Origin of the sequence: Aquirhabdus sp. (genome assembly GCF_046462495.1) — a bacterium.
In the GTDB taxonomy this organism is placed as follows: Bacteria; Pseudomonadota; Gammaproteobacteria; order Pseudomonadales; family Moraxellaceae; genus Aquirhabdus.
The window spans coordinates 61,741-83,060 of the sequence record NZ_JBKGVE010000004.1 but is presented as its reverse complement, the minus strand read 5'-3'; the positions used below and the strand labels follow the sequence as shown (position 1 = coordinate 83,060).

Here is a 21,320-nt window from a genome sequence, read left to right as displayed (position 1 = left end):
CATTGATGATGGACTTAGGGTTGCCATTAAATGAATTGACCATTTGGTCTACATGAATGAGCAAAATGTATGCCAAAACTTATACAAAATTTTACATGTTAAACACCTGCCTTCATTAATGGCCCATATTTTGTTTGTGGTTTCCCCCACTATCACAACAATCGACAAAGTAACCAAAAAAAAAAACGACCCTATAAAGGTCGCTTGGTTATCACGTGAAACACAGATTAATATTGCTGAAATTCAACCGGATCATGTGCACAGAACAATTGAATCTCATGCCCATGAGATTGCTGCAGTCTCTGTAATTGTTTTAAATTTTCTACCCGAGCACGTCGATCTGTTTGCAATAATTCTTCGAAAAATCTCAAACCCAATGGCATCTCTGAAGGCTTTGTAAGTTCTTTATGTGAGAAATAGGCATCCCCACAATGCAGCAGCCATCCATCATCCCCTTTCACCGCAATACCACAGTGCCCTCGGGTATGCCCAATCAAAGGTACCAGTAAGATCTGATCTTCTAGACCTTGAATAGACTGAACATGATTCAGCCCAAACCATGGCTGGCCGACACCTGCATCATATTTCACCCACCTTGGACTATGGGCCCATTGTGACGGTAGATAGCGTGCTTTGCTGCGAAGATCCGGATGCATGGCTGCATCAAACTCAGGTTGAAAGACATGGACTTTTGCGAGCGGGAAATCTGGTAAACCACCCGCATGATCAAGATCAAGATGGGTGACAATGACATGCCGAACATCTTCCACTTTAAAACCCAGTGCTGTCACTTGAAAAGCTGCGGTTTCACTCAGTGCCAATTGTGGACGAGATACCGCAAGAAAGGGCCGACCAAGGCGCTGCGGTGTTTGGACGTCCAACTGACCAAAACCCGTATCAACCAGTACCAGACCATCACGCGGAGTCTCGATTAGCAGCACATGACAGACCAGCTTGGCAGGGCTTAGCCAGCCACCTTCACCATTGACGAGTTTTGCACAGACTGGGCACATGGTGCCACAATTCAAATGATGTATTTTTAGGCTCATGAGCAGACCGCTTTCTATAATAGTTAGTGAGCCCAATCATAGCCTGAAAGCCAGGATCAGACATGACTTGATAGATCAAAAAAAACGACATCTTTTAGATGTCGTTTTTTTACAGTGCTTAATCTTGTAGCTGTTTAAGCATCTAGATTGGTCACGGAGAGTGCATTCTCTTCAATGAAAATACGACGAGGTTCCACATCATCTCCCATCAGACAGGAGAACATATGATCTGCTTCAATCGCATCAGTGATAGAAACGCGTAACATGCGGCGATTTTCTGGATCCATGGTTGTTTCCCACAGTTGTTCAGGATTCATCTCACCCAATCCTTTATAGCGCTGCACAGTCACACCACGGCGAGAATCATTCATAAGGTGATCCCAAAGTTCACTGAACGAGCTGATCTGGAACTGTTTATCGCCGCGTTTTAAGATCGCCCCTTCTTCCAAAATTCCACGCCACAAGTTGCTGAGGCTCATCAAACGCGCATACTCGCCTGATTGGAAGAATGTGAGATCCAGCAAATAATGCTGCGGAAGCTGGTGAACATAGATCGTGATACGCGGCCAATGGCGCTGGCTATCCCCTTCACCAAAAGTCTCTACACTGAGTTCTGGTTTCAGTGAGGGTTGCTTCACCGCAATCGCTTCAATCAAGCCTTGTGCCCAAGTCTCTACAAACTGACGATCCTTAGCATGTTCCACGTGGAACGTATCTAAATTGATCAAGCATTGCAGCAGCGAAACTGGGTAGCGCTGAGATAGGCGAAGCAGGATTTTTTGCGTAGACTGATAGTCACGAATTAACGTTTCAAGCTGCGCACCAGCAACGGCAGGTGCATCTGCATTGACATGCAGCGCAACATCATCCAAGGCACTCGAAAGTAGATATTCTTCAAGTGCATCATTATCTTTCAAATACTGCTCTTGCTTACCCCTTTTGATTTTATACAACGGCGGCTGAGCAATATAGATATAGCCACGTTCAAACAGCTCAGGCATTTGTCTAAAGAAGAAGGTCAACAGCAGTGTACGGATATGTGAACCGTCCACGTCCGCATCGGTCATGATGATGATTTTATGGTAACGCAGCTTCTCAGGATTATATTCTTCCTGACCAATCCCGCAGCCAAGCGCAGTAATGAGTGTGCCTACTTCCTGACTTGAAATCATGCGGTCGAAGCGTGCACGTTCGACGTTGAGAATCTTACCTTTAAGTGGGAGGATTGCTTGCATCTTGCGGTTACGGCCTTGCTTTGCACTACCGCCCGCAGAGTCTCCTTCCACGATATACAGTTCAGACAATGCTGGATCTTTCTCTTGGCAATCGGCCAACTTACCGGGCAAGCCAGCGATATCAAGAGCACTCTTACGGCGGGTCATTTCACGCGCTTTACGGGCGGCATCACGTGCTCGCGCTGCATCAATAATTTTACCGACAATCGCTTTCGCCGCTTGTGGACGCTCCAGCAAATAGGTCGAGAATTCACGATTCATAGCCGATTCTACAGCAGGACGAACCTCACTTGAGACGAGCTTTTCTTTGGTTTGGCTAGAGAACTTCGGATCAGGCACTTTGACTGAAACAATCGCCGTGAGTCCTTCACGGGCATCATCACCTGTGATATCCACTTTTTCTTTCTTGAGAATGCTCTCGCCTTCCATATAACTATTCATCGCACGTGTGAGCGCAGCGCGGAATCCAGCAAGGTGGGTACCACCGTCTTTTTGTGGAATGTTATTGGTAAAGCAATATACAGTATCTTGCTTATAGCTATCGGTCCACTGCAATGCAACCTCAACACCAATGCCATGATCGCTTTCCACTGTGAAGTGAAAAATATCAATCAACGGGTGCTTACCAATATTGATGAACTGCACAAACTCAGCAAGTCCGCCCTCTGAATTAAAGACTTGTTCTACTGCAGTACGTTCATCACGCAGAATGATTTTGACACCAGAGTTCAGGAACGATAATTCACGCAGACGACGCAGCAGAATATCGTAGTTGAAGATGGTCTGTGTAAAGGTAGCAGGGCTTGGCCAGAAGCGAATTTTAGAACCTTGTTCAGTTGTGGTACCGACTTGTTTAAGACGATAGTCCGGCACACTGTCGGTATATTCTTGCAGGTATTTGATCCCTGCTTTACAGATAGTCAGTTCAAGCTTGCTGGACAATGCATTCACAACCGAGACGCCAACACCGTGCAGACCACCGGATACCTTATAACTGTTGTCATCGAACTTACCGCCGGCATGGAGGATGGTCATGATCACCTCAGCAGCGGACACTCCCTCTTCAGCATGGATATCGACTGGAATTCCGCGGCCATTGTCAGAGACACTGGCGGATTCATCGGCGTGGATCGTTACGATGATTTCATCGCAATAACCTGCTAAAGCTTCATCAATCGCATTGTCGACGACTTCAAAAACCATGTGATGCAGGCCTGTGCCATCATCGGTATCACCAATATACATACCAGGACGTTTACGTACAGCATCCAAGCCGCGCAAAACTTTAATATTAGACGAGTCATAGGTCGGTGCAACAACTTGCTCAGCGACTTCAGCTATACTCGGATCATCACCTTGATTGTTATTTGCTACATCATTTTGTTCTGAATCGTGGCTCATAAACATTATCCTAATCAATCAAAACAGGAAGCCGATCATCTCATCGGCTTTTACATCGCTATTAATCAAATCTCATTGGGTCAATCATAAACTTGATAGCCATCAAATGCCGTCACTAACTGGCAAACTTCATAGGTCATAAATTTTCAATATATTGAATTAACATAAATTTTTATTATGCTTATTCAATAGGAGAAACCAACTGACCATCTATGAGATGGAACAGCGACTTATGAAAAACAACGTTTTGAAGCGCAACTAAAACGGCTGACAAATCCACTGTCGTCATAAAAATTTGACTATTTAAAGCGACAAGCAACGTGATTAAACGCACTTGTGCAGACATATCAAGCTCAGCAGTGATATCGTCTAATAATACCACAGAAGCACACCCCTTGGCATGTAGCATCTTGATCTGGGATAGCTTCAGAGCGAGGATAAGGAGCTTTTTTTGCCCTCGAGATAGGGTCTGCTCTGCTGCGCCAAAATGTGTCCGGAATCGCAAATCTGCGCGATGTATGCCTATCAGACTGTGTCCACGCTCTTTATCCCGCTCGCGAGACTCGATCAGCGATTCTAGCAGTCCTTTTTCGGGATCAAAGGCAGGAATGTACTCAAAATGGATGCCTTGATCAGGTAACAACTCTTCAACAATTTCACCAAAAATTATTGACCATGCATTGGCGATTTCGAGGCGTATACGATGGATCTGCTCTCCCGTAACTGCCATTTCCTGTTCCCACACGAGTAACTCTGCGGGGCGTGCAGATCTTTTGAGTAACGCATTCCGCTGTTTTAAGGCACGCTGATAACGAAGCCACAAATTATGAAAATTATGTTCCACGTGGAACATCAACCAATCTAAAAGCTGCCGCCGTGGTTTACTGCCACTTTCAAGTAAATCCATGCTTTCAGGATTAATCAGTTGCACCGGTAAGATTCGAGCAATATCGCTCTGACTGATGGACTCTCCATTCAAACGCAGCGTAGCCAAATTATCGGATGATTTATTCAAGCCTATGCGGTGGTCCACAGATTCGGCATAGACCAAAGCATCGCGACTTTGATAACGGATATAATGTTTGGGATTGGCAGTACGAAAAGAACGCCCTGTGGCGAGAAGATGGATTGCTTCAATGACTGAAGATTTCCCGCTCCCATTTGCGCCGTGAATAATATTCAACGGCGCAAGTGAGGCGAGTTCCATACGGATTATATTTCTTAAACTTTCGATCCTTACACGATTCAGATGCATAAGGCTTAAACTCTGCAATAACGATAAGCCAAAACGGCTTTGTTCAAACCAAACGATTTAAAGCAAAACGCCTTAAACACGCATCGGCATCACAACATAAACGGCGCCGCCCGCAGCAGGGTCTTGGACCAGAGCAGATGCATTGGCATCACTTAAGGTCATCTGTAGCGTATTGCCATCTATAACATTAAGAATATCAAGAAGATATTGTGCATTGAACGACATCTCAAGCGGGGTGCCTTGATAGTTGATCACCAGATCTTCGACTGCTTCATCTTGCTCTGCGTTATTGGCGCGCATTTGCATATTATGATCATTAAGCTGTAAGAAGACGCCACGCAATTTTTCATTACTGAGAATCGCTACACGTTGCAAAGTATGTTTGAACTCGTCCAAAGCCACTTGCATAACTTTATCGCCATTTTTTGGAATAACACGGCGATAGTCAGGGAATTTACCGTCTATCAATTTTGTGGTGAAACGAATTTCGATATCTTCGCTGGTTGGACTGTCGCTAACTTTACCGGGCTGCGTTAAAGTCACGCTCAAAAATTCACGGCCAATCAAGATGGACAATTGACTCTCATCTGCGCCTAGCAGACGCTGCAATTCAAGCACGCCTTTGCGCGGTACAATCGCTTGAACGGCAGTACTGCCCTCAAGGACAGCTGTAGATTCAAGCATCGCTAAACGATGACCATCTGTCGTAACTGTGCGAAGCTGACCTTCAGACGCTTCAAACAGCATCCCGGTCAAATAAAAGCGTACATCTTGTACAGCCATCGCGAAAGCTGTTTTATCCAGTAAACGCTTGAGTGCACGCTGATCAATCTGTAAACGGGTGCCTGATGTCAAAGAGTCACTAACGCCCCCACTTAACAGTGGGAAATCTTCAGCAGGTAACGTACCCAGCATAAAACGGCTGCTGCCAGACTTCAGCTGACAACGACGATCATCTGCAGTGGTCAAATCAATCAATGCCGCATTGGGCAGTGATTTACAAATATCCATGAGTTTACGGGCAGATAAAGTCGTGGCACCGGCTTCAATACAAGCGCCTGGCGGCAACTCGAGAAGCGCTACCAACTCGACTTCCAGATCAGAAGCAGTCAACGTCAAATGGGTTGGCGTCACTTCAAGCTTGAGATTGGATAAAATAGGTAAAGTATGACGGCGTTCAACAGCGCTAGAAACTTGGGATAAAGCGCGTAAAAACAAATCCTTAGTGATTTTAAGTTTCATAATTTAGTCATGCTCTAATATCTATAATAAAGTGGTCAGTGCTATAACGAGTTATAACATTTTTGTAGGCCAGCAGGTACGTATCTGACAACAAAAGTCATCAAAATATCATCTGTCTGTGTGCAGAAATCGTAAAAGAACTAAAACTTTAGCCCTGTAACATCCGCAATAAATTTTTGTAGTCAGCAGCGAAAGCAGGATCCGTCTTACAGAGTTCAACGACTTTATCGCAGGCATGCATGACCGTCGTGTGGTCACGGCCGCCAAAAGCAGAACCGATTTCAGGGAAGCTATCACCAGTAAGTTCTCGCGATAATCCCATCGCAATTTGACGCGGACGCACATAAACTCGCGTACGTTTAGAACCGATTAACTCACGCATCGGTATACGGAAATATTCAACAACGACTTTCTGAATATTCTCGACACTAATCTGGCGCGCACGGATAGAAATCTGATCTTTTAAGGCTTCTTTAATAATCTCAATACTAATATCAACGCCTTTAAATCGTGCGGTTGCAATCACTTTATTTAATGCACCCTCAAGTTCCCGCACATTCGCCTGAACCTGCTGTGCAATAAACAATGCGCAGTTACGCGGTAACTCATAATCACTGGATTTTGCTTTACGCAGTAGAATATCAACGCGGTTTTCAAGTTCAGGCGGTTCTACCGCAATCGATAATCCCCAAGAGAAACGAGATACTAAACGTGCATCCATTTCAGTGATTTCTTTAGGATAACGATCCGAGGTTAAGATAATCTGCTTAGATTCCGTTAATAACTCATTAAAGGTATTAAAAAACTCTTCCAAACTCGCCGCTTTACCTGCAAGAAACTGAATATCATCCACTAAGAGCAAATCTAAAGTACGGCAATCTTTTTTAAATTTATCAATGCGTTGTTGTTGCAAAGCAGTCACAAAACCAGAGACAAACTGCTCTGAAGTCATATACATCACGCGTGCATTGGGTGATTTATCCAAAACAGCATGACCGACTGCTTGCATTAAGTGGGTTTTACCCAAACCTGTTGCACCATATAAGAACAGGGGATTATGTTTAGAATCACCCAATTGATTAACAACGGTTTTACAGGTCTCAAAAGCCATTTTATTGGTCGGACCTTCAACAAACTCTTGGAAAACATATCCTTTATTTAACGTACGACGAACTTGTTCAGGCTGAATATTAAATGAGGATTGATTATTAATATCTGCAATATTTAAATTGGCGACGCTATGCGCAGAAACTTCCTGATCTTTAATCTCATCATCTAACGATATTTTTTTATGTGTCGTGGGGCTAAATTTAACTTGGACATCGGTAATAATGCCTTTGCTATATTCAAAAGCAAGTGCACGAATACGCTCGATATAGTTATCGGTAATATGTTTTGAAAAATATGCATTGGGTGCATAAAGCGATAAGACATGACCATGCTCTTCTGCAATTAATGGACGAATCCATAATGTAAACAAATTGTCTGCCATCTCGTGGCGCAGTGCCTCAAGACAATCCGTCCAAGCCATGTATTTCCCCAAAACTAATCAATAAGAATGCGTAATGCCTAAAGAAACATCAATCCAGAGACTAATATTTCCAATCATGTGTAAATTTCAGCGGTATCAACAAAAAAGCTCAATTAGAGCATCACTCATCACCGTTACGATGGATGAGCCCATCAAAGATTAAAGATTCACTGAACTGGAATCTGTATTTTCAATACCGAACCAAAGTTTGCTGCAAATCGCCAGCGTTCGATCAAAAAAACATTCTAGCCAATCACAAACCACCTGTCATTGCTTTTCCAACACCATTTTTCCTATTTAAAAAAATTTATCGTGAGAAATTTTAATTTTCTGCACATAATCACGATAATTATTGTGGATAAGTTCTGTGGAAAACTTTGTGGAAAAAGCTGTGGGTAGTTTTAATGGTCGAGTTATCCACAAACAATGCACCTTTCATACACAGGTTAATTAACATGGTATTTTTTTGATTTATCGTGATTTTTTTCGGTTACGCACAGAAAAATGAGGGTCTAATAATAATACTTCCAAATCCTAAAAACAAAAAATCAACTGCTAAATTTGAAAGAAACTTGTGGATAACTTTTAACGATGTTTGTGATTAAATCTAAAAAGACCTACCTGATCAATGCTTTATACTGTGAATAAAGGTTTTGTACACAGAAGTGAAAAGGATTGACAGTATAAGGATTGATCTATAGAATTCCTTTCCTGTTTTTTACTTTATTTGGGTTTTTTGCCATGAAACGTACTTTCCAACCCAGCTCACTGAAGCGTAAGCGTGTTCACGGTTTCCGTGCTCGTATGGCCACAAAAAATGGTCGTTTAGTACTTGCTCGCCGTCGCGCAAAAGGTCGTGCACGTTTAACCGTGTGATGATGACTGTGTTTGATGTTTGATAAACGTTGTGATTGATTCAAATATTGATTTGGATCATCGTAAGTTAAGTAATCAAAGATTGGTAATTAGCAATAATAAGTTATTCATGGTTCATGTGATCTAAAGCATGGACGTTTGAATACATGTAGCCTTGTTAGTGTCCATTATAAAACATGCAAGGTCAAAACCATATGGGAATTGATCGCATGTTGACATTTGGTTTTTCTGCAAAACTTCGTTTATTGCAAGCAGCTGATTTCAAAACTGTTTTTGATAGTGCACTGTATAAAGTGCACCAGCCTGCTTTCATGCTCCTCGCTGTTGATCATCAAGAACACCCCCGTCTCGGTTTAGTCATCGCGAAACGAAAAATTCGTCGTGCGCATGAGCGTAACCGTGTCAAACGTTTAGCACGAGAAAGTTTTCGACTGCATCAAGCTGAATTGCCAGCCCTTGATATCGTATTGATGGCAAAATCTGACGCACAAATGCTGCCTAATGATGTTATTCAGCAACAATTAAGTCTTGCTTGGCGTCAATTGACCAAACGTTATCAAAAACATCAGATGACTCAAAAGTCTGGCGACTCCGGTCGAACCGAACATGAGTCTAAACAGCCAAAATCCGCAGCACCGATCGAAAAAAATGAAGCGACTACGCTTGATTTAGCCAAAGCTGACCTCAGCAATACGGTATCGATTGCTCGGAATTCCGAATGAAGACTGTTTTTCGGTGGCTTATCCAACTGTATCGCTTGTTTTTAAGCCCATTACTCGGGCCGCGTTGTCGTTTTTTCCCATCCTGTTCGGAGTACGCCTTAGAGGCGCTAGAACAGCATCCGCTGCCTCATGCCTCATGGCTGATTGCCAAGCGTTTGGGACGTTGCCATCCTTGGGGAGGTTCTGGATATGATCCGGTCCCACCCGCAAAGTCAGCGTCTGATGATAACGATCGCTCTCATTCAAAGCAGATGCTGCACGCGCTCTTCCATCATTCAAAGCACTGTCCATGTCAGCAAAACAGTGAAATTTTAAGGCATAATCTTGATGCGTTGACGCAAATAGAGCCTAAGAATGATGCGTCGCTGCCGCCGAATGATGAAAATCGTCACAGAATTCACAAATTTACACCGTATACTAGCCAGCCGCGTGGAACCTTCGCCTCAGTTTTACTGATGAAGCGTTTTGCTGACTCGGCTTTTTAAATTCAACGTTTTAAATCAATGTTTTGGGGAATGTCATGCAGAAGTGGGCAAAATACCTAATCCTACTCGGGATGTTTATCACGGCGTACATGCTAATTTTGGCATGGCAAAAGGATTATGGGCATATTGCGGCAGATCAGAATGTAGCGACGCCTGTTGCGCAGACCGCGCAACCTGCTTCGGCAGATATTCCTAATGCAAACGCAAGTAGTGCTGCTGCGACACCGGTTAATAATGCCGATGTGCCGCCAGTCGCCACACCGAAAAAAGAAGCGGCGGCTCCTGTTATTGCGCCTGCTCCTCAGGGTCTCATCACCCTGCAAACCGATATGTATCGCATCACAGTCGATCCTAAAGGCGGTGATGTCGTCCGTTCTGAACTGCTTAATCACCTGAATGCCGTGGATAGTCAGAAGGCTTTTGTCTTGCTTGAAGATGGTCCAGGCCGTGTGTATACCGCGCAATCCGGTTTGATTGGTGTTGATGGTCCTGATGCTGCGGCGGCTGGACGTCCTCTATATACGTCTGCACAAACCAGCTATGTATTGGCGAACGGCCAGACTTCACTTGATGTGCCACTGACTTTTGCGGCGCCGAATGGTGTACAGATCATCAAGAGTTTTCATCTGACTGCGGGCCAATATCCAATCAAGGTCAGCTATCAGATTATCAACCGGGGTAAAAAGCCTTGGCAGGGACAGATGTTCGGCCAAGTGAAACGCGATAACTCTGCGGATCCAAGTAAAGCCAATCAAGGCATGATGGGTATGTCTACCTATATGGGCGGCGCGTGGGGAACTCCGGATTCACATTACAACAAACTCAAGTTCACCAAATATCAGGAAGATCCACTGAATCAAACCGTCAAAGGTGGTTGGGTTGCGGTACTGCAGCATTACTTTGTGACCGCTTGGATTCCTGATGCTAATACAACGGCTGTGTTAAGTACGCGCGTCAGTGGCAACAACAACTTCATTGGCTTTACCGATCCTGTGATTACGGTTGCGCCTGGCATGCAGCAGACTGTTTCAGCGACGCTGTATACTGGTCCTAAAGTGCAAGATAACTTGAAACCGCTGGCGGTTGGACTTGATCAAACTGTTGATTACGGTTGGTTATGGCCGATTGCACAAGTGCTGTTTTTGGGTCTGAAATACATCCATGGTTTCATAGGTAACTGGGGCTGGTCGATCATTCTCCTGACCTTGTTAGTGAAGATCGTGCTCTTCCCGCTTTCAGCGAAAAGCTATCGTTCAATGGCAAAAATGAAAGTCATTGCTCCTGAAATGCAGCGTTTGAAAGAAGTGCATGGCGAAGATCGCATGAAGTTCTCGCAGGAAATGATGGCGCTGTACAAAAAAGAAGGCGTAAATCCGTTGTCTGGATGTCTGCCGATTCTCTTGCAAATGCCAATTTTCATGTCGCTGTACTTTGTGTTCATGGAAAGCGTGGAACTGCGTAATGCGCCGTGGATTGGCTGGATTACCGACTTGTCTTCTATGGATCACTGGTTTGTATTGCCGCTGATCATGGGTGTGACGATGTTTGTTCAACAAGCCTTGAACCCACAACCTGCAGATCCGATGCAAGCTAAAATGCTGCGCTTGATGCCGATTGTATTCACAGTCTTCATGCTGTGGTTCCCATCGGGTCTGGTTCTGTACTGGATCGTGAACAACTTGTTGACCATCGTGCAGCAAAAATATGTCAATCATCAGATTGAAAAATCATACCACCCGAAAGTTGGTTAATTGCTTTAAGCATTCACGCTGTCTTGCAACGTGAATGCTCATGCTAGAATGGACCGCTCTTATTGCGTTAGCCTGTGCTAACCCATTGAGCGGTTTTTTATTGCCTTAGCTTCTTAAAATTTTTAAGTAGGACCTGATGATGTCGAATCTGTTTCATACCCCAACCATAGCAGCAATTGCGACACCTCTAGGTCGGGGTGGGATTGGGGTGATTCGCTTATCGGGTGGCAAAGCGGTTCAGATCACTGAGGCGCTTACCGGCAAGCCAATCGCTAAAGCGCGGCAAGCGGCGTTTTCACGTTTTTTGGATGAAGACCAAAGTACGATTGATGAAGGCTTAGTACTCTATTTCCCTGCCCCCAACTCCTTTACTGGGGAAGAAGTGGTCGAGCTACAAGGTCACGGGGGAATCGTGGTGCAAAATGCCCTGCTTGCCCGTTTACTCGCACTTGGAGCCACTGCTGCAGGTCCAGGAGAGTTTTCAGCTCGCGCCTTCGCCAATGGAAAAATGGACTTGGTGCAAGCCGAAGCGATTGCTGATTTGATTGATGCAGTGAGTACTCAAGCGGCACGTTCCGCCGTGCGCTCGCTGCAAGGCGATTTTTCAGCGCGGATCCAGACGGTACTCGAAGAATTGATTCATTTGCGCCTCCATGTTGAAGCTGCAATCGATTTTCCTGAAGAGGAGATAGATTTTTTAGCCGATGGGCGTATTTTGACACTGCTTGATCAGGTCATCACCGCGATTAAGCAGGTCTTCTCATCAGCGCGTCAGGGGCAATTACTTCGTGAAGGTCTACAAGTGGTGATCGCAGGGAAGCCGAATGCGGGTAAATCAAGCCTCTTGAATGCACTTGCGGGTGTAGACCGCGCGATTGTCACTCATATCGCAGGGACGACGCGTGATGTCTTACATGAAAAAATCACGTTAAATGGTCTACCGATTACCCTGACCGATACGGCGGGATTGCGTGAGACGGACGATGTGGTCGAGATTGAAGGGATACGCCGTGCCTATACCCAGATTGAACAAGCGGATCTGTTGTTGCTGGTCTATGACTTGAGCGTGGATGAAGATCCTTTGGCGCTTGCAAAGCAGTTCTTTCAGGATGGTCTGGATCAGCATCTAGATACAAAACGGCTGATCTTTATTGGCAATAAAGCCGATCTTGCGCAGCAAACCGTCGGTATTTCTCAGCAATCGGGTTTTAGACAGGTCACATTATCTGCCAAGCAGAAGCTCGGTATCGATGATCTGGTGCAATTGATCAGCGATCAAGCGGGCTATCATCCTGAAGAGAATACCTTTATCGCGCGGACGCGGCATTTGGATGCGTTAACGCGGTGTTTGTTGAGTCTGGATGACGCGCGGATTCAGCTGGTGGATTACCGTGCAGGTGAGTTGATGGCGGAGTCGTTGCGACTGGCGCAGAATGCCTTGAGTGAGATTACCGGGGAGTTTACAGCGGATGATCTGCTGGGCAAGATATTTGGGAGCTTTTGTATTGGAAAATAATTTAATAATTTTAGTTACTTATAAATAATTTTAGTCATTATATTTATAGAATAAAGTTTAAAAAGCAAAATTTATAATATTTCTTTTAAGTATCCCAGCAGTGCTAGTTGTCTCAGTCTCCAATGGTCAAACTTGAGGTGGAAATGAAGAGGGGGGTTGATTTTGCATCTTGGTTGATTCCAATTCTAAGCGTTGTTCTTGGTGAGGGCACATCTTAACGTTAATGAGACTAAATCAGATTGATTGTCCAACTGGTGTTAGCCATGCAAGCCGGAAAACTTGGATATGGACAAGATACTGATATCGATCATCGTACGAGTTTTAAGCAATTTACAGCATATAAACCAATATGATAACTCTTGGTAAGCAAGCATTGATTCATACCTCTTTAGTTGAATTTTACCACGCTCCCCAGTCTAGAATAATCTAGCTATCGCAAAATATGTTTATTCCATTGACTACATGATTTATCAGTTGAAATGATCATGCTTAAATTCTGTTTGAGTCAGATCCAGAGACTGAGCTTTGACTAAGATTAAGTCTGGTTGAGGACAACGCATATTCCTGCAAGGCTGCTCATTTTAATAAATCTTTCGCTAAAAAAATCAAGTTACAAAATTATGTGTATATTGTGTGTAGAAATCATGTATTTATTGTTGATTTTTATTTTACCATTGTGTTTAATTTGTAGAAGTCTTTTAAAAAGCGTACTTTTCAATTGATACTTTTTATATTAATGACTCAGTTTTCTTTATTAGTTTGTAATTTTAATTTGTATAAAAAGATAGATTCATAATCAGGGGCTTTGCATGTCTTTAGTGCCACGTTTTGGTGTAATTGGTTTATTAAGTGTTTGTGCAATGGGATTATCTACCCCCACCTATGCGGATGAACCTTCAAATAGCCCAGAAGTCACATCGTCGACTGGTTCTGAAGCAAATACCCCTGCGATAGTTGAACCTGGCTGGAAGCGAGTTATTTTAAAGCCTGCTATTGGAGAAGAGGCGAATCAACTGGTTTTAAACCGGCCAATGCCCGCAAATATTTATCAAGCAGATGCTAGTAATACACCTCAAGTTGCTGGCGATGCGGGTTTACGTGTCGGTGGTGGTGATACTAGTCCTTTGGGTCCTGCGTCTATAGCTGAACTGGCACGTTCTTTAAGAGGTGATACCGATCTAATTTATCAATATGTTCATGACAATGTTGCATTTGATCCTGCATGGGGTATTCAGAAGGGCGGCTTAGGGGCATTGTTGTCGAATCAAGGAACTTCATTTGATCAAGCAACATTGATGATGGAGTTATTAAGAGCATCAAATAATACTACAGCAAAATATATCGTTGGCGACATTCGATTAACAAAGCAAGAATTTCGGGATTGGTATGATTTTGATGCAACAAGCGCTTGTGATATAAGAAATTTTTTATCTCAAACTCAAACTACAATTACGCAATATAATGGTGAAAATGTCAGTGCTCTTTTACAATGCGAAAGTCAACCTGCATTTGAAAGTGTCTCTTTTAAACATGTGTGGGTCTCAGCCAATGGTTATATGTATGATCCTAGCTTTAAGCAGCATAATCGAAAAACCGGAATAGATTTAAAAACCGCATTAGGTTATAACGCCACCACCTTTCTTACTGATGCGATAAGTGGGGCAACAATAAATACTGACTATGTCCAAAAAATTAATCGTACTAACATTCGCAATAATCTAACTAAATATTCTAATAACTTAGTGAGTTACTTGCGTACTAATATGCCGACAGCAACTTTGGATGATGTCTTGGGTGGTTCGACTGTTATTCCCATCACGACATTGAGCCATTTAGATCTTTTACCATATATGCGAAAAGATATTAATACGGTAGTTGTTTTAGATAATATCCCAGTGAACTATAAGCCAACCTTACAAATACAATATCAGGGTATAGATGCGATATTTACCTCTGATCAAATTTATGGCAGACGTCTCACAATTACTTTTGATTCTACTAATCATCCGGTTTTGAAACTTGATGGTGCTGTAGTCACTACAGGAAATGCTGTTACTCTAGGAACTTCATCAGATATTACTCTCATTGCAAAACATAATGCTTATGTAGATCCCATTGCAGATCAGACGACTCATCAGCAAATAAAAGCGGGAGGCACGTATGCTATTAGTAGTACTTGGGGGCCTACTGGTCGTGGTTTAGCTGCGGTATATCGCGATCGTTTAGCGAATGAACGAGCTGCGGGTAAGCTTGCTAATTCTGAAGAAGTTATGGGTCTAACTCTGTCGGTATTAGGTGCACAATGGGCAACACAAACTGATTTTGCAACGTATCTTGCTGGGCGAGTTTTGTCGACAGCCAATTGGACTCATCACCAGTTGGGAGTTGTAGGGTATTTGCCGAGTAATTCCGCAACATACGTAGACTTCCCAGCCAATATCTTTAGTACGGTTGCTACTGGTATAGCATATAAAGATCGTGAGGATGCTGTATTTGTCGGCGGGGCCGCATTACAAGCTAGTGTTTTGGAATCAACGACTGTGCAGCAAGCCGTTGGTTCGTCAGCGATGTCAACAGTATCGGTTTTAGATAGTATGGTGGCTAGTGGTAGTAAGATTTTTAGTGCGACTTCTGCAAATTATGCGACTGCGGTACGTCCAAATTTAAGCAATTGTAGTGTGGCTAAGCTAGATAATTATCAGAATATTATTAACTCCAATAATACTTCACGTTTAATTCTTCCTGGAAGTTGTAATCTGACGACGGGATTATGGACGGGTGAGGGTTATTTTTTATTTAGTAAAGCGACGGTATCTGGCATTGAGCAAACTTCAGCGGGTGCCTTTATTAATGGGTATGCTGGTGGCTATAGTACGATTAATATTCTTCAGACACCTTTTGCTGAACATGTAACAGTAACCTTTCAGACCCCTGCTGATCTAGAAAAGTCCTCGGGTCAGGTATATGGTGATCCAGTCGACATGGTCAATGGCAGTTTCTTGTATGAACATGATGATATTAATGTAGGTGTTGGGGAGTTTCCATCTAGCCTTGGTTTTAAACGATTGTATAGTTCGGCTTCACGTACCCAAGATGGGATATTGGGTTGGGGTTGGACACATGCGCTAGAGGGTAGCGTCAGTGTGGCATCAGATGGTTTCCAGGGGATGGGAGAAGATTCTGCAATTGATGCTGCGAGTGCGATAGCTGAAACGGTTGTGTTGTCAGATTTGTTATTGGATACCACTCGCCCCTTAGACAAAATGGTTATTGCGACGGTCAGCAGTAACTGGTTTGGTGAGCAATTAGCAAATAATACAGTTGTTGTTCAGCAAGGGATTAACGGCGGTGTGTTCGTTAGACTAGCGGATGGAAGTTATAACCCACCCCCAGGGAATTCAGGACTCCTGAAAAAAAATAGTAATGGGACTTATCTACTAGATACGGTCAATCATACCAAATTGTTATTTAATAGCTTAAGCAGTGCGACAGCTCCTGGAAAGATCAGTACATATACTGACGCAAGTGGACTACAAGCCCAATATACCTACTCAGGAAATAATCTAACCAAAATTGAAAACAGCCTAGGCCGCAGTTTGAATTTGACATACACGGACTCTCATTTGACCAAGGTTGATGATGGGGTGCGCAGTATTGGTTATGACTACGATATTAAAGGTAATTTAGCGACTTATACCGACACATTAGGTGCGAAGACTACTTTTGAATATGACTTACCAGGTCAGATTGTTAAGTTTTTTAATCCAAGTTTCCCTACTAAAGCCGTCGCAACCAATGTTTACGACACCCTTGGGCGTATCCAGAAGCAAACCAATTCACGGGATCAAGTCTATAATTATTATTTCTCAGGCACTCGTTCTGAAGAGAATGGTCCACTCAACTTACAGCGGATTAGTTGGCTTGATGCTTTAGGTAAAGTCGTCAAGACATTAAACCCAGTAGGTAAATATACCTACAATACCTATGACGGTCAGTCGCGTCTGATTAAGACGGTTGCTCCAGAACTCAATAGTACTGAATATACTTACGATGATGCCACTTGTTCCGGTGATGAGAAGCGTTGTACGCATAATGTTAAAACCATTAAGCAAAATCCCAAACCAAATTCAAACCCAGCACTGATCCCTCCCCCTCTTATTCAAACCATGACATATGAAGGTAAGTTTAATAAAGTAGCAACGTCAACTGATGCGCGCGGTAAAGTAACCAGCTATACCTATGCCGTTAACTCAGGATTCCCGCTGACGATTACTTCTCCAGTGGATAATCTCGGCACATCACCTGTAACTACTTATGGCTACTCTTCTTATAGTACAGCTGGCTTTACACCTGCATTTTGGTTACCGACTTCACAAACTCAAAAAATCACCGCTTCAACGAGTACGGTTACAGCCACTACCTATGATAGCGGCAATAAATTTGTCCCTAAAACCAGCGTAGTGGATTCGGGAACGGGAGGTTTGAATCTAACAACAACCTTTACTTATGACGGGGTCGGTAATCTGACAACTGTTGATGGGCCGCGCACAGATGTTACTGATGTTTTAACCACAAGTTACAATAGTGAACGCCTTCCGACTGAAACGACCAATGCTTTAGGTAAGGTAACTCGAACCTTTTATGATGCAGATGGTCGTGTGATCCGTAGTGCTTCACAGATTGGCACTAACTGGGTCGTCGATTGCAACACTTATAGTTCCACAGGCAAGGTTACCCGACATTGGGGACCTAGTTTAATGACTGCTGATACCAGTTGCCCCAACGCAGCTTACCCTAATGTTGTTACTGATATCGCTTATGACGAATTAGACCGTGCAAGTCGTACTACACAATATCTAACAGTCGCACAAGGCGGGAATAGAATTACTGATACGACATATAACTTAGACGACACGGTTAGTAGCATCAAAAAAGCCATGGGCACAGGTCTAGAGCAAACCTATGTGACCTATACCTACACAGCCAATGGCAAGATGACTTTTACCACCGATACTTTTAATGACAATACTGTTTATTTTTATGATGGGTTTGATCGTTTAATTAATATTGCGTATCCAAAACCTGAACGTGGATCAGGCATTAATTCGAACAGCGATTACGAAAGTTACGTCTATGATGAGAATGGGAACATCACTCAAAAAACGACTCGTGGACAAAATGTCATTGACCAAACGTATGACAACCTCAATCGACTTGTCACCCGCAAATATCCTGCTAGCTCATCAGATGATGTCACCTATGGCTATGACCTCTTAGGTCGCCGTACTTCCGCAAAATATGAAAACGGTAGCAATATCATCAGCTATAACTATGATAAAGCAGGACGTTTATTAGACACCACCTCAGGTACTGCCACAAGTGGCAAGGTACTGAGCTATAAATATGATTCAGCGGGTAACCGGATTCGGATCACTTGGCCTGAAACAACATTTTTTGTCACGACTGCTTACGATGAATTGAATCGCCCAACGACGATCAAGGAAAATGGCAGTGATGTGCTTACGCCCCTAGCAACTTACAACTATGACGATTTATCACGTCGTACTACCGTACAACTGGGTAATGGCACAAGCACTCAATATAGTTATGGCAATCAAGGAGGGCTTGCGACCTTATCGCATTTCCTATCGAGTACTGCACAGGATGTAAAATACACTTATACCCGCAATCAGATCCAAGAAATTACAACTGAAGCATGGAGTAATGATCGTTACCAATGGGGAGGACCGATTGCAGGATCGAAGAGTTACAGCAGTAATGGCATCAACCAGTACACCGCCATCGCAGGCAAAACACCGTCTTATGACAGCAATGCCAATCTAACCGGTGATGGTAACGGCTGGATCTACACCTATGACTTTGACAACCGTTTAAAAACAGCAGCAAAAGATGGGATCAGCGCCAACCTAAGCTACGATGCTGAAGGCCGCTTACGCCAAACAGCGATTTCTACCCCGACGACAACGACCAATAATTTCCTCTATGACGGCACAGATTTAGTAGCGGAATATGATGGTGCAAATAGCTTGTTGCGGCGTTACGTTCATGGACCCGGCACGGATGAACCCTTGGTTTGGTATGAGGGTTCTGGTACTAGCAGCAAAAACTGGATTTATGCCAACCAGCAAGGGAGTGTTGTTTCTACCGCTAACAATGCGGGTGCCAACACCGCCATCTACAATTATGGCCCTTCCGGGGAGCCTAGTACCTTAGCTGGCAACATGCGCTTTAGATTTACAGGTCAGCAGTTGATTGGACCACTGGAGTTGTATTACTACAAGGCACGGTTTTATTCACCAACCTTGGGTCGGTTCCTACAGACAGATCCTATAGGGTACAAGGATGACCTAAACTTGTATGCTTATGTAGGGAATAACTCAGTTAATCGAGTTGACCCTACAGGGCTCGCATACATGCTGACAGGTCCCGGTGCTGGTCTGGGCGCCAATGGCATGGGTTTACCCGTGGTCAATAACCAGGATATGGGTAATACAATTGGAAGGGATTCTGGTATTAGTTCAGTTGCGGGTCTTTTTGGTCAGCAGGGGGCTAATAATATCGCACGAATGCAAGACCCACCTGATCTTTCATATGATCGACGTAAAATGGCGAATGAATTTGGTGGTTACGTCAATGATGCCGGTGATTTTATTGGATTAGTTTTACCTCCGATGGGACTTGGCTTTAAACTTGTTGGTTTAGGTATACAAGCAGTAACTACAGATGATCTTAAAGGTCTCGCTTTTCAAGAGGCTGCAGGATATCTTGGAGGTAAAGCAGGAGGTAGATTGGCTGGGTCCGCAATGAAAAATTCAGCAGGATATAGTGCAGAATTTAAAGAGTATGCAAATCGTGCATTTGAGTTATATGGCGATAAAACTGCAAAATCGGCATATGAACAAACGAAATAGAAATGGTAATTGACTATGGATATTACTGCATTGATTGTTTCATGGGTAAATAAAGCGGCGATTAAAGTACAGTTTTATCACGATAAGTTATGGTTAAGATTATTGGTGGTCGGAAGTGGGTGGTTAATTATATTGTTGCTATTTTCTCGTACTTCTGATCGAGTTGTTTTGATTGGTTTGATATGGATTGTTGAAGGTTTTTTTATGGATGCATTATATGAAAGAATGATGCCTTCATTATATATTAAACCCTGGAGTAGAAAATATGATATTAATTCAAATAAAAGAATAGTGTATTCTGTTTTATATAATTTTGGCGTAATTTTTATATGCATATTTATTGCTTTTTTTTGGATATTAAAATATGAGTGAAGTAATAATAAATATTTTGTTGAGCAATAAGAGGCCATAGCCCTTAAAAATGGGAAAGCGAAGGTTGATTATTAATGTCTATAGCTAGATCAAAATTGATTAGAAAGAAGCTTTATATGATCGCTTATTTAGAGGCACTGAAAGGATATTTGAATAAGAGTATCTCTATTGAACAACTGGCTAGTCTTGAAGAAACAGAGGTGATAAGAGCAGAATCATCCAAAACTTCTTCATTATCGATATCGTCATATGAGATATCTCTCACCAAAAGTACAGCTATGCAATTTTACAATTTTTTTAAAAAACTGTATGCCTCAAACTCTTCCCCAGTTTATGTTTGGATTGAATATGTTTCGGATTGTGGAGTTTTATTGATCGATTCAATTCTTGCAATTAGGGAGGACTTTGATTTTTCACCCGATGATAATGGTGTAATCGTATTTACTACAAGTGATAACCAAGATCGCTTGTCTCTTAATTTTTGGTCAAATATCAATGGTGAGCAACGGTTAACAATTGAGGCACAGGGTAATAATTGGCAAAAGGTGGAGTTTTCTAATTATTGAGCTTTATTTCGAAAGTCTAATCAAAAGGTATTCAAAATGAAAAAATTAATGTTACTCGGCTTTGCACTGTGCTTAAGTTCCTTAGCGAACGCAGCCATTGTCACCATTACAGCCGTTCCAACGGGCTGGCGTATGGCCAACTATATGGGTGATGGTGCTCTACTGGTCCGTAATACAGGATCGACCTGTGCTACGGGCAAAATTACCATGCCCACGAATAATGAAGCGCAACGAAATCGTTTCTGGGCTTTGATTCTTGCCGCTAAAGCAACGAGTAGTACCGTGGTGATTGAATATGATGATTCAACAACTCTTTGTACGATCGTAAGTTTTTCAATGAAAGAGAGCTAATTTATCTTTTAGTGTTAAGTACAAACCCAAAATTTT

General features: G+C 43.0%; 13 protein-coding genes and 1 pseudogene. 9 read left to right on the top strand and 5 right to left on the bottom strand.

Annotated features, from left to right (window positions below; genetic code table 11):
* Positions 1–227 precede the first annotated feature (227 nt).
* The 5 genes from ACLHG7_RS03920 to dnaA form a co-directional block, all read right to left on the bottom strand.
* On the bottom strand, positions 228–1,049 hold the full coding sequence (locus ACLHG7_RS03920) for an MBL fold metallo-hydrolase (protein ID WP_410209756.1): 822 nt from the start codon (positions 1,047–1,049) through the stop codon (positions 228–230).
* A gap of 134 nt (positions 1,050–1,183) precedes the next feature.
* Entirely contained in the window at positions 1,184–3,685 is a 2,502-nt protein-coding gene (gene gyrB / locus ACLHG7_RS03915) for a DNA topoisomerase (ATP-hydrolyzing) subunit B (RefSeq protein WP_410209755.1), read from the bottom strand.
* 181 nt (positions 3,686–3,866) lie between these two features.
* Positions 3,867–4,940, bottom strand: coding sequence for a DNA replication/repair protein RecF (gene recF, locus ACLHG7_RS03910; protein ID WP_410209754.1), 1,074 nt, complete (start codon positions 4,938–4,940; stop codon positions 3,867–3,869).
* 72 nt (positions 4,941–5,012) lie between these two features.
* A complete protein-coding gene (dnaN, locus tag ACLHG7_RS03905; RefSeq protein WP_410209753.1) occupies positions 5,013–6,182 on the bottom strand; it encodes a DNA polymerase III subunit beta in 1,170 nt (389 codons plus the stop codon).
* 148 nt (positions 6,183–6,330) lie between these two features.
* Positions 6,331–7,713, bottom strand: coding sequence for a chromosomal replication initiator protein DnaA (dnaA, locus tag ACLHG7_RS03900; protein ID WP_410209752.1), 1,383 nt, complete (start codon positions 7,711–7,713; stop codon positions 6,331–6,333).
* A 741-nt stretch (positions 7,714–8,454) separates the two neighbouring features.
* On the opposite strand from dnaA, the gene rpmH reads away from it, so the two are divergent.
* From rpmH to ACLHG7_RS03855, 9 genes and pseudogenes are all read left to right on the top strand, one after another.
* A complete protein-coding gene (rpmH, locus tag ACLHG7_RS03895; protein ID WP_114900416.1) occupies positions 8,455–8,589 on the top strand; it encodes a 50S ribosomal protein L34 in 135 nt (44 codons plus the stop codon).
* A 209-nt stretch (positions 8,590–8,798) separates the two neighbouring features.
* Positions 8,799–9,155 (top strand): annotated as a pseudogene (gene rnpA, locus ACLHG7_RS03890) (ribonuclease P protein component); the annotation flags it as partial.
* Positions 9,156–9,307: 152 nt separating this feature from the next.
* Positions 9,308–9,796 carry a membrane protein insertion efficiency factor YidD gene (yidD, locus tag ACLHG7_RS03885; protein WP_410209751.1) on the top strand — a complete coding sequence of 163 codons (489 nt, stop codon included), beginning with the start codon at positions 9,308–9,310 and terminating at the stop codon, positions 9,794–9,796.
* Between the two features lie 35 nt (positions 9,797–9,831).
* Positions 9,832–11,547 carry a membrane protein insertase YidC gene (gene yidC / locus ACLHG7_RS03880; protein WP_410209750.1) on the top strand — a complete coding sequence of 572 codons (1,716 nt, stop codon included), beginning with the start codon at positions 9,832–9,834 and terminating at the stop codon, positions 11,545–11,547.
* A 139-nt stretch (positions 11,548–11,686) separates the two neighbouring features.
* The gene (gene mnmE, locus ACLHG7_RS03875; RefSeq protein ID WP_410209749.1) at positions 11,687–13,063 is read left to right on the top strand and encodes a tRNA uridine-5-carboxymethylaminomethyl(34) synthesis GTPase MnmE; all 1,377 of its coding nucleotides are present in this window, start codon (positions 11,687–11,689) and stop codon (positions 13,061–13,063) included.
* An 809-nt stretch (positions 13,064–13,872) separates the two neighbouring features.
* On the top strand, positions 13,873–19,995 hold the full coding sequence (locus tag ACLHG7_RS03870; protein WP_410209748.1) for an RHS repeat-associated core domain-containing protein: 6,123 nt from the start codon (positions 13,873–13,875) through the stop codon (positions 19,993–19,995).
* A gap of 15 nt (positions 19,996–20,010) precedes the next feature.
* Positions 20,011–20,367, top strand: coding sequence for a hypothetical protein (locus tag ACLHG7_RS03865; RefSeq protein WP_410209747.1), 357 nt, complete (start codon positions 20,011–20,013; stop codon positions 20,365–20,367).
* A 116-nt stretch (positions 20,368–20,483) separates the two neighbouring features.
* A complete protein-coding gene (locus tag ACLHG7_RS03860) occupies positions 20,484–20,933 on the top strand; it encodes a hypothetical protein (protein WP_410209746.1) in 450 nt (149 codons plus the stop codon).
* Positions 20,934–20,969: 36 nt separating this feature from the next.
* Positions 20,970–21,284, top strand: coding sequence for a hypothetical protein (locus ACLHG7_RS03855; protein WP_410209745.1), 315 nt, complete (start codon positions 20,970–20,972; stop codon positions 21,282–21,284).
* The last annotated feature ends 36 nt before the right edge of the window (positions 21,285–21,320 follow it).

What these genes read in the sequence shown, in the direction of transcription:
- recF (WP_410209754.1), bottom strand. Translation starts at nt 4,940, where the DNA reads ATGCATCTGAATCGTGTAAGGATCGAAAGTTTAAGAAATATAATCCGT.
- ACLHG7_RS03870 (WP_410209748.1), top strand. Translation starts at nt 13,873, where the DNA reads ATGTCTTTAGTGCCACGTTTTGGTGTAATTGGTTTATTAAGTGTTTGT.
- yidD (WP_410209751.1), top strand. Translation starts at nt 9,308, where the DNA reads ATGAAGACTGTTTTTCGGTGGCTTATCCAACTGTATCGCTTGTTTTTA.
- dnaA (WP_410209752.1), bottom strand. Translation starts at nt 7,713, where the DNA reads ATGGCTTGGACGGATTGTCTTGAGGCACTGCGCCACGAGATGGCAGAC.
- dnaN (WP_410209753.1), bottom strand. Translation starts at nt 6,182, where the DNA reads ATGAAACTTAAAATCACTAAGGATTTGTTTTTACGCGCTTTATCCCAA.
- ACLHG7_RS03865 (WP_410209747.1), top strand. Translation starts at nt 20,011, where the DNA reads ATGGATATTACTGCATTGATTGTTTCATGGGTAAATAAAGCGGCGATT.
- yidC (WP_410209750.1), top strand. Translation starts at nt 9,832, where the DNA reads ATGCAGAAGTGGGCAAAATACCTAATCCTACTCGGGATGTTTATCACG.
- gyrB (WP_410209755.1), bottom strand. Translation starts at nt 3,685, where the DNA reads ATGAGCCACGATTCAGAACAAAATGATGTAGCAAATAACAATCAAGGT.
- mnmE (WP_410209749.1), top strand. Translation starts at nt 11,687, where the DNA reads ATGTCGAATCTGTTTCATACCCCAACCATAGCAGCAATTGCGACACCT.
- ACLHG7_RS03860 (WP_410209746.1), top strand. Translation starts at nt 20,484, where the DNA reads ATGATCGCTTATTTAGAGGCACTGAAAGGATATTTGAATAAGAGTATC.
- ACLHG7_RS03920 (WP_410209756.1), bottom strand. Translation starts at nt 1,049, where the DNA reads ATGAGCCTAAAAATACATCATTTGAATTGTGGCACCATGTGCCCAGTC.
- ACLHG7_RS03855 (WP_410209745.1), top strand. Translation starts at nt 20,970, where the DNA reads ATGAAAAAATTAATGTTACTCGGCTTTGCACTGTGCTTAAGTTCCTTA.
- rpmH (WP_114900416.1), top strand. Translation starts at nt 8,455, where the DNA reads ATGAAACGTACTTTCCAACCCAGCTCACTGAAGCGTAAGCGTGTTCAC.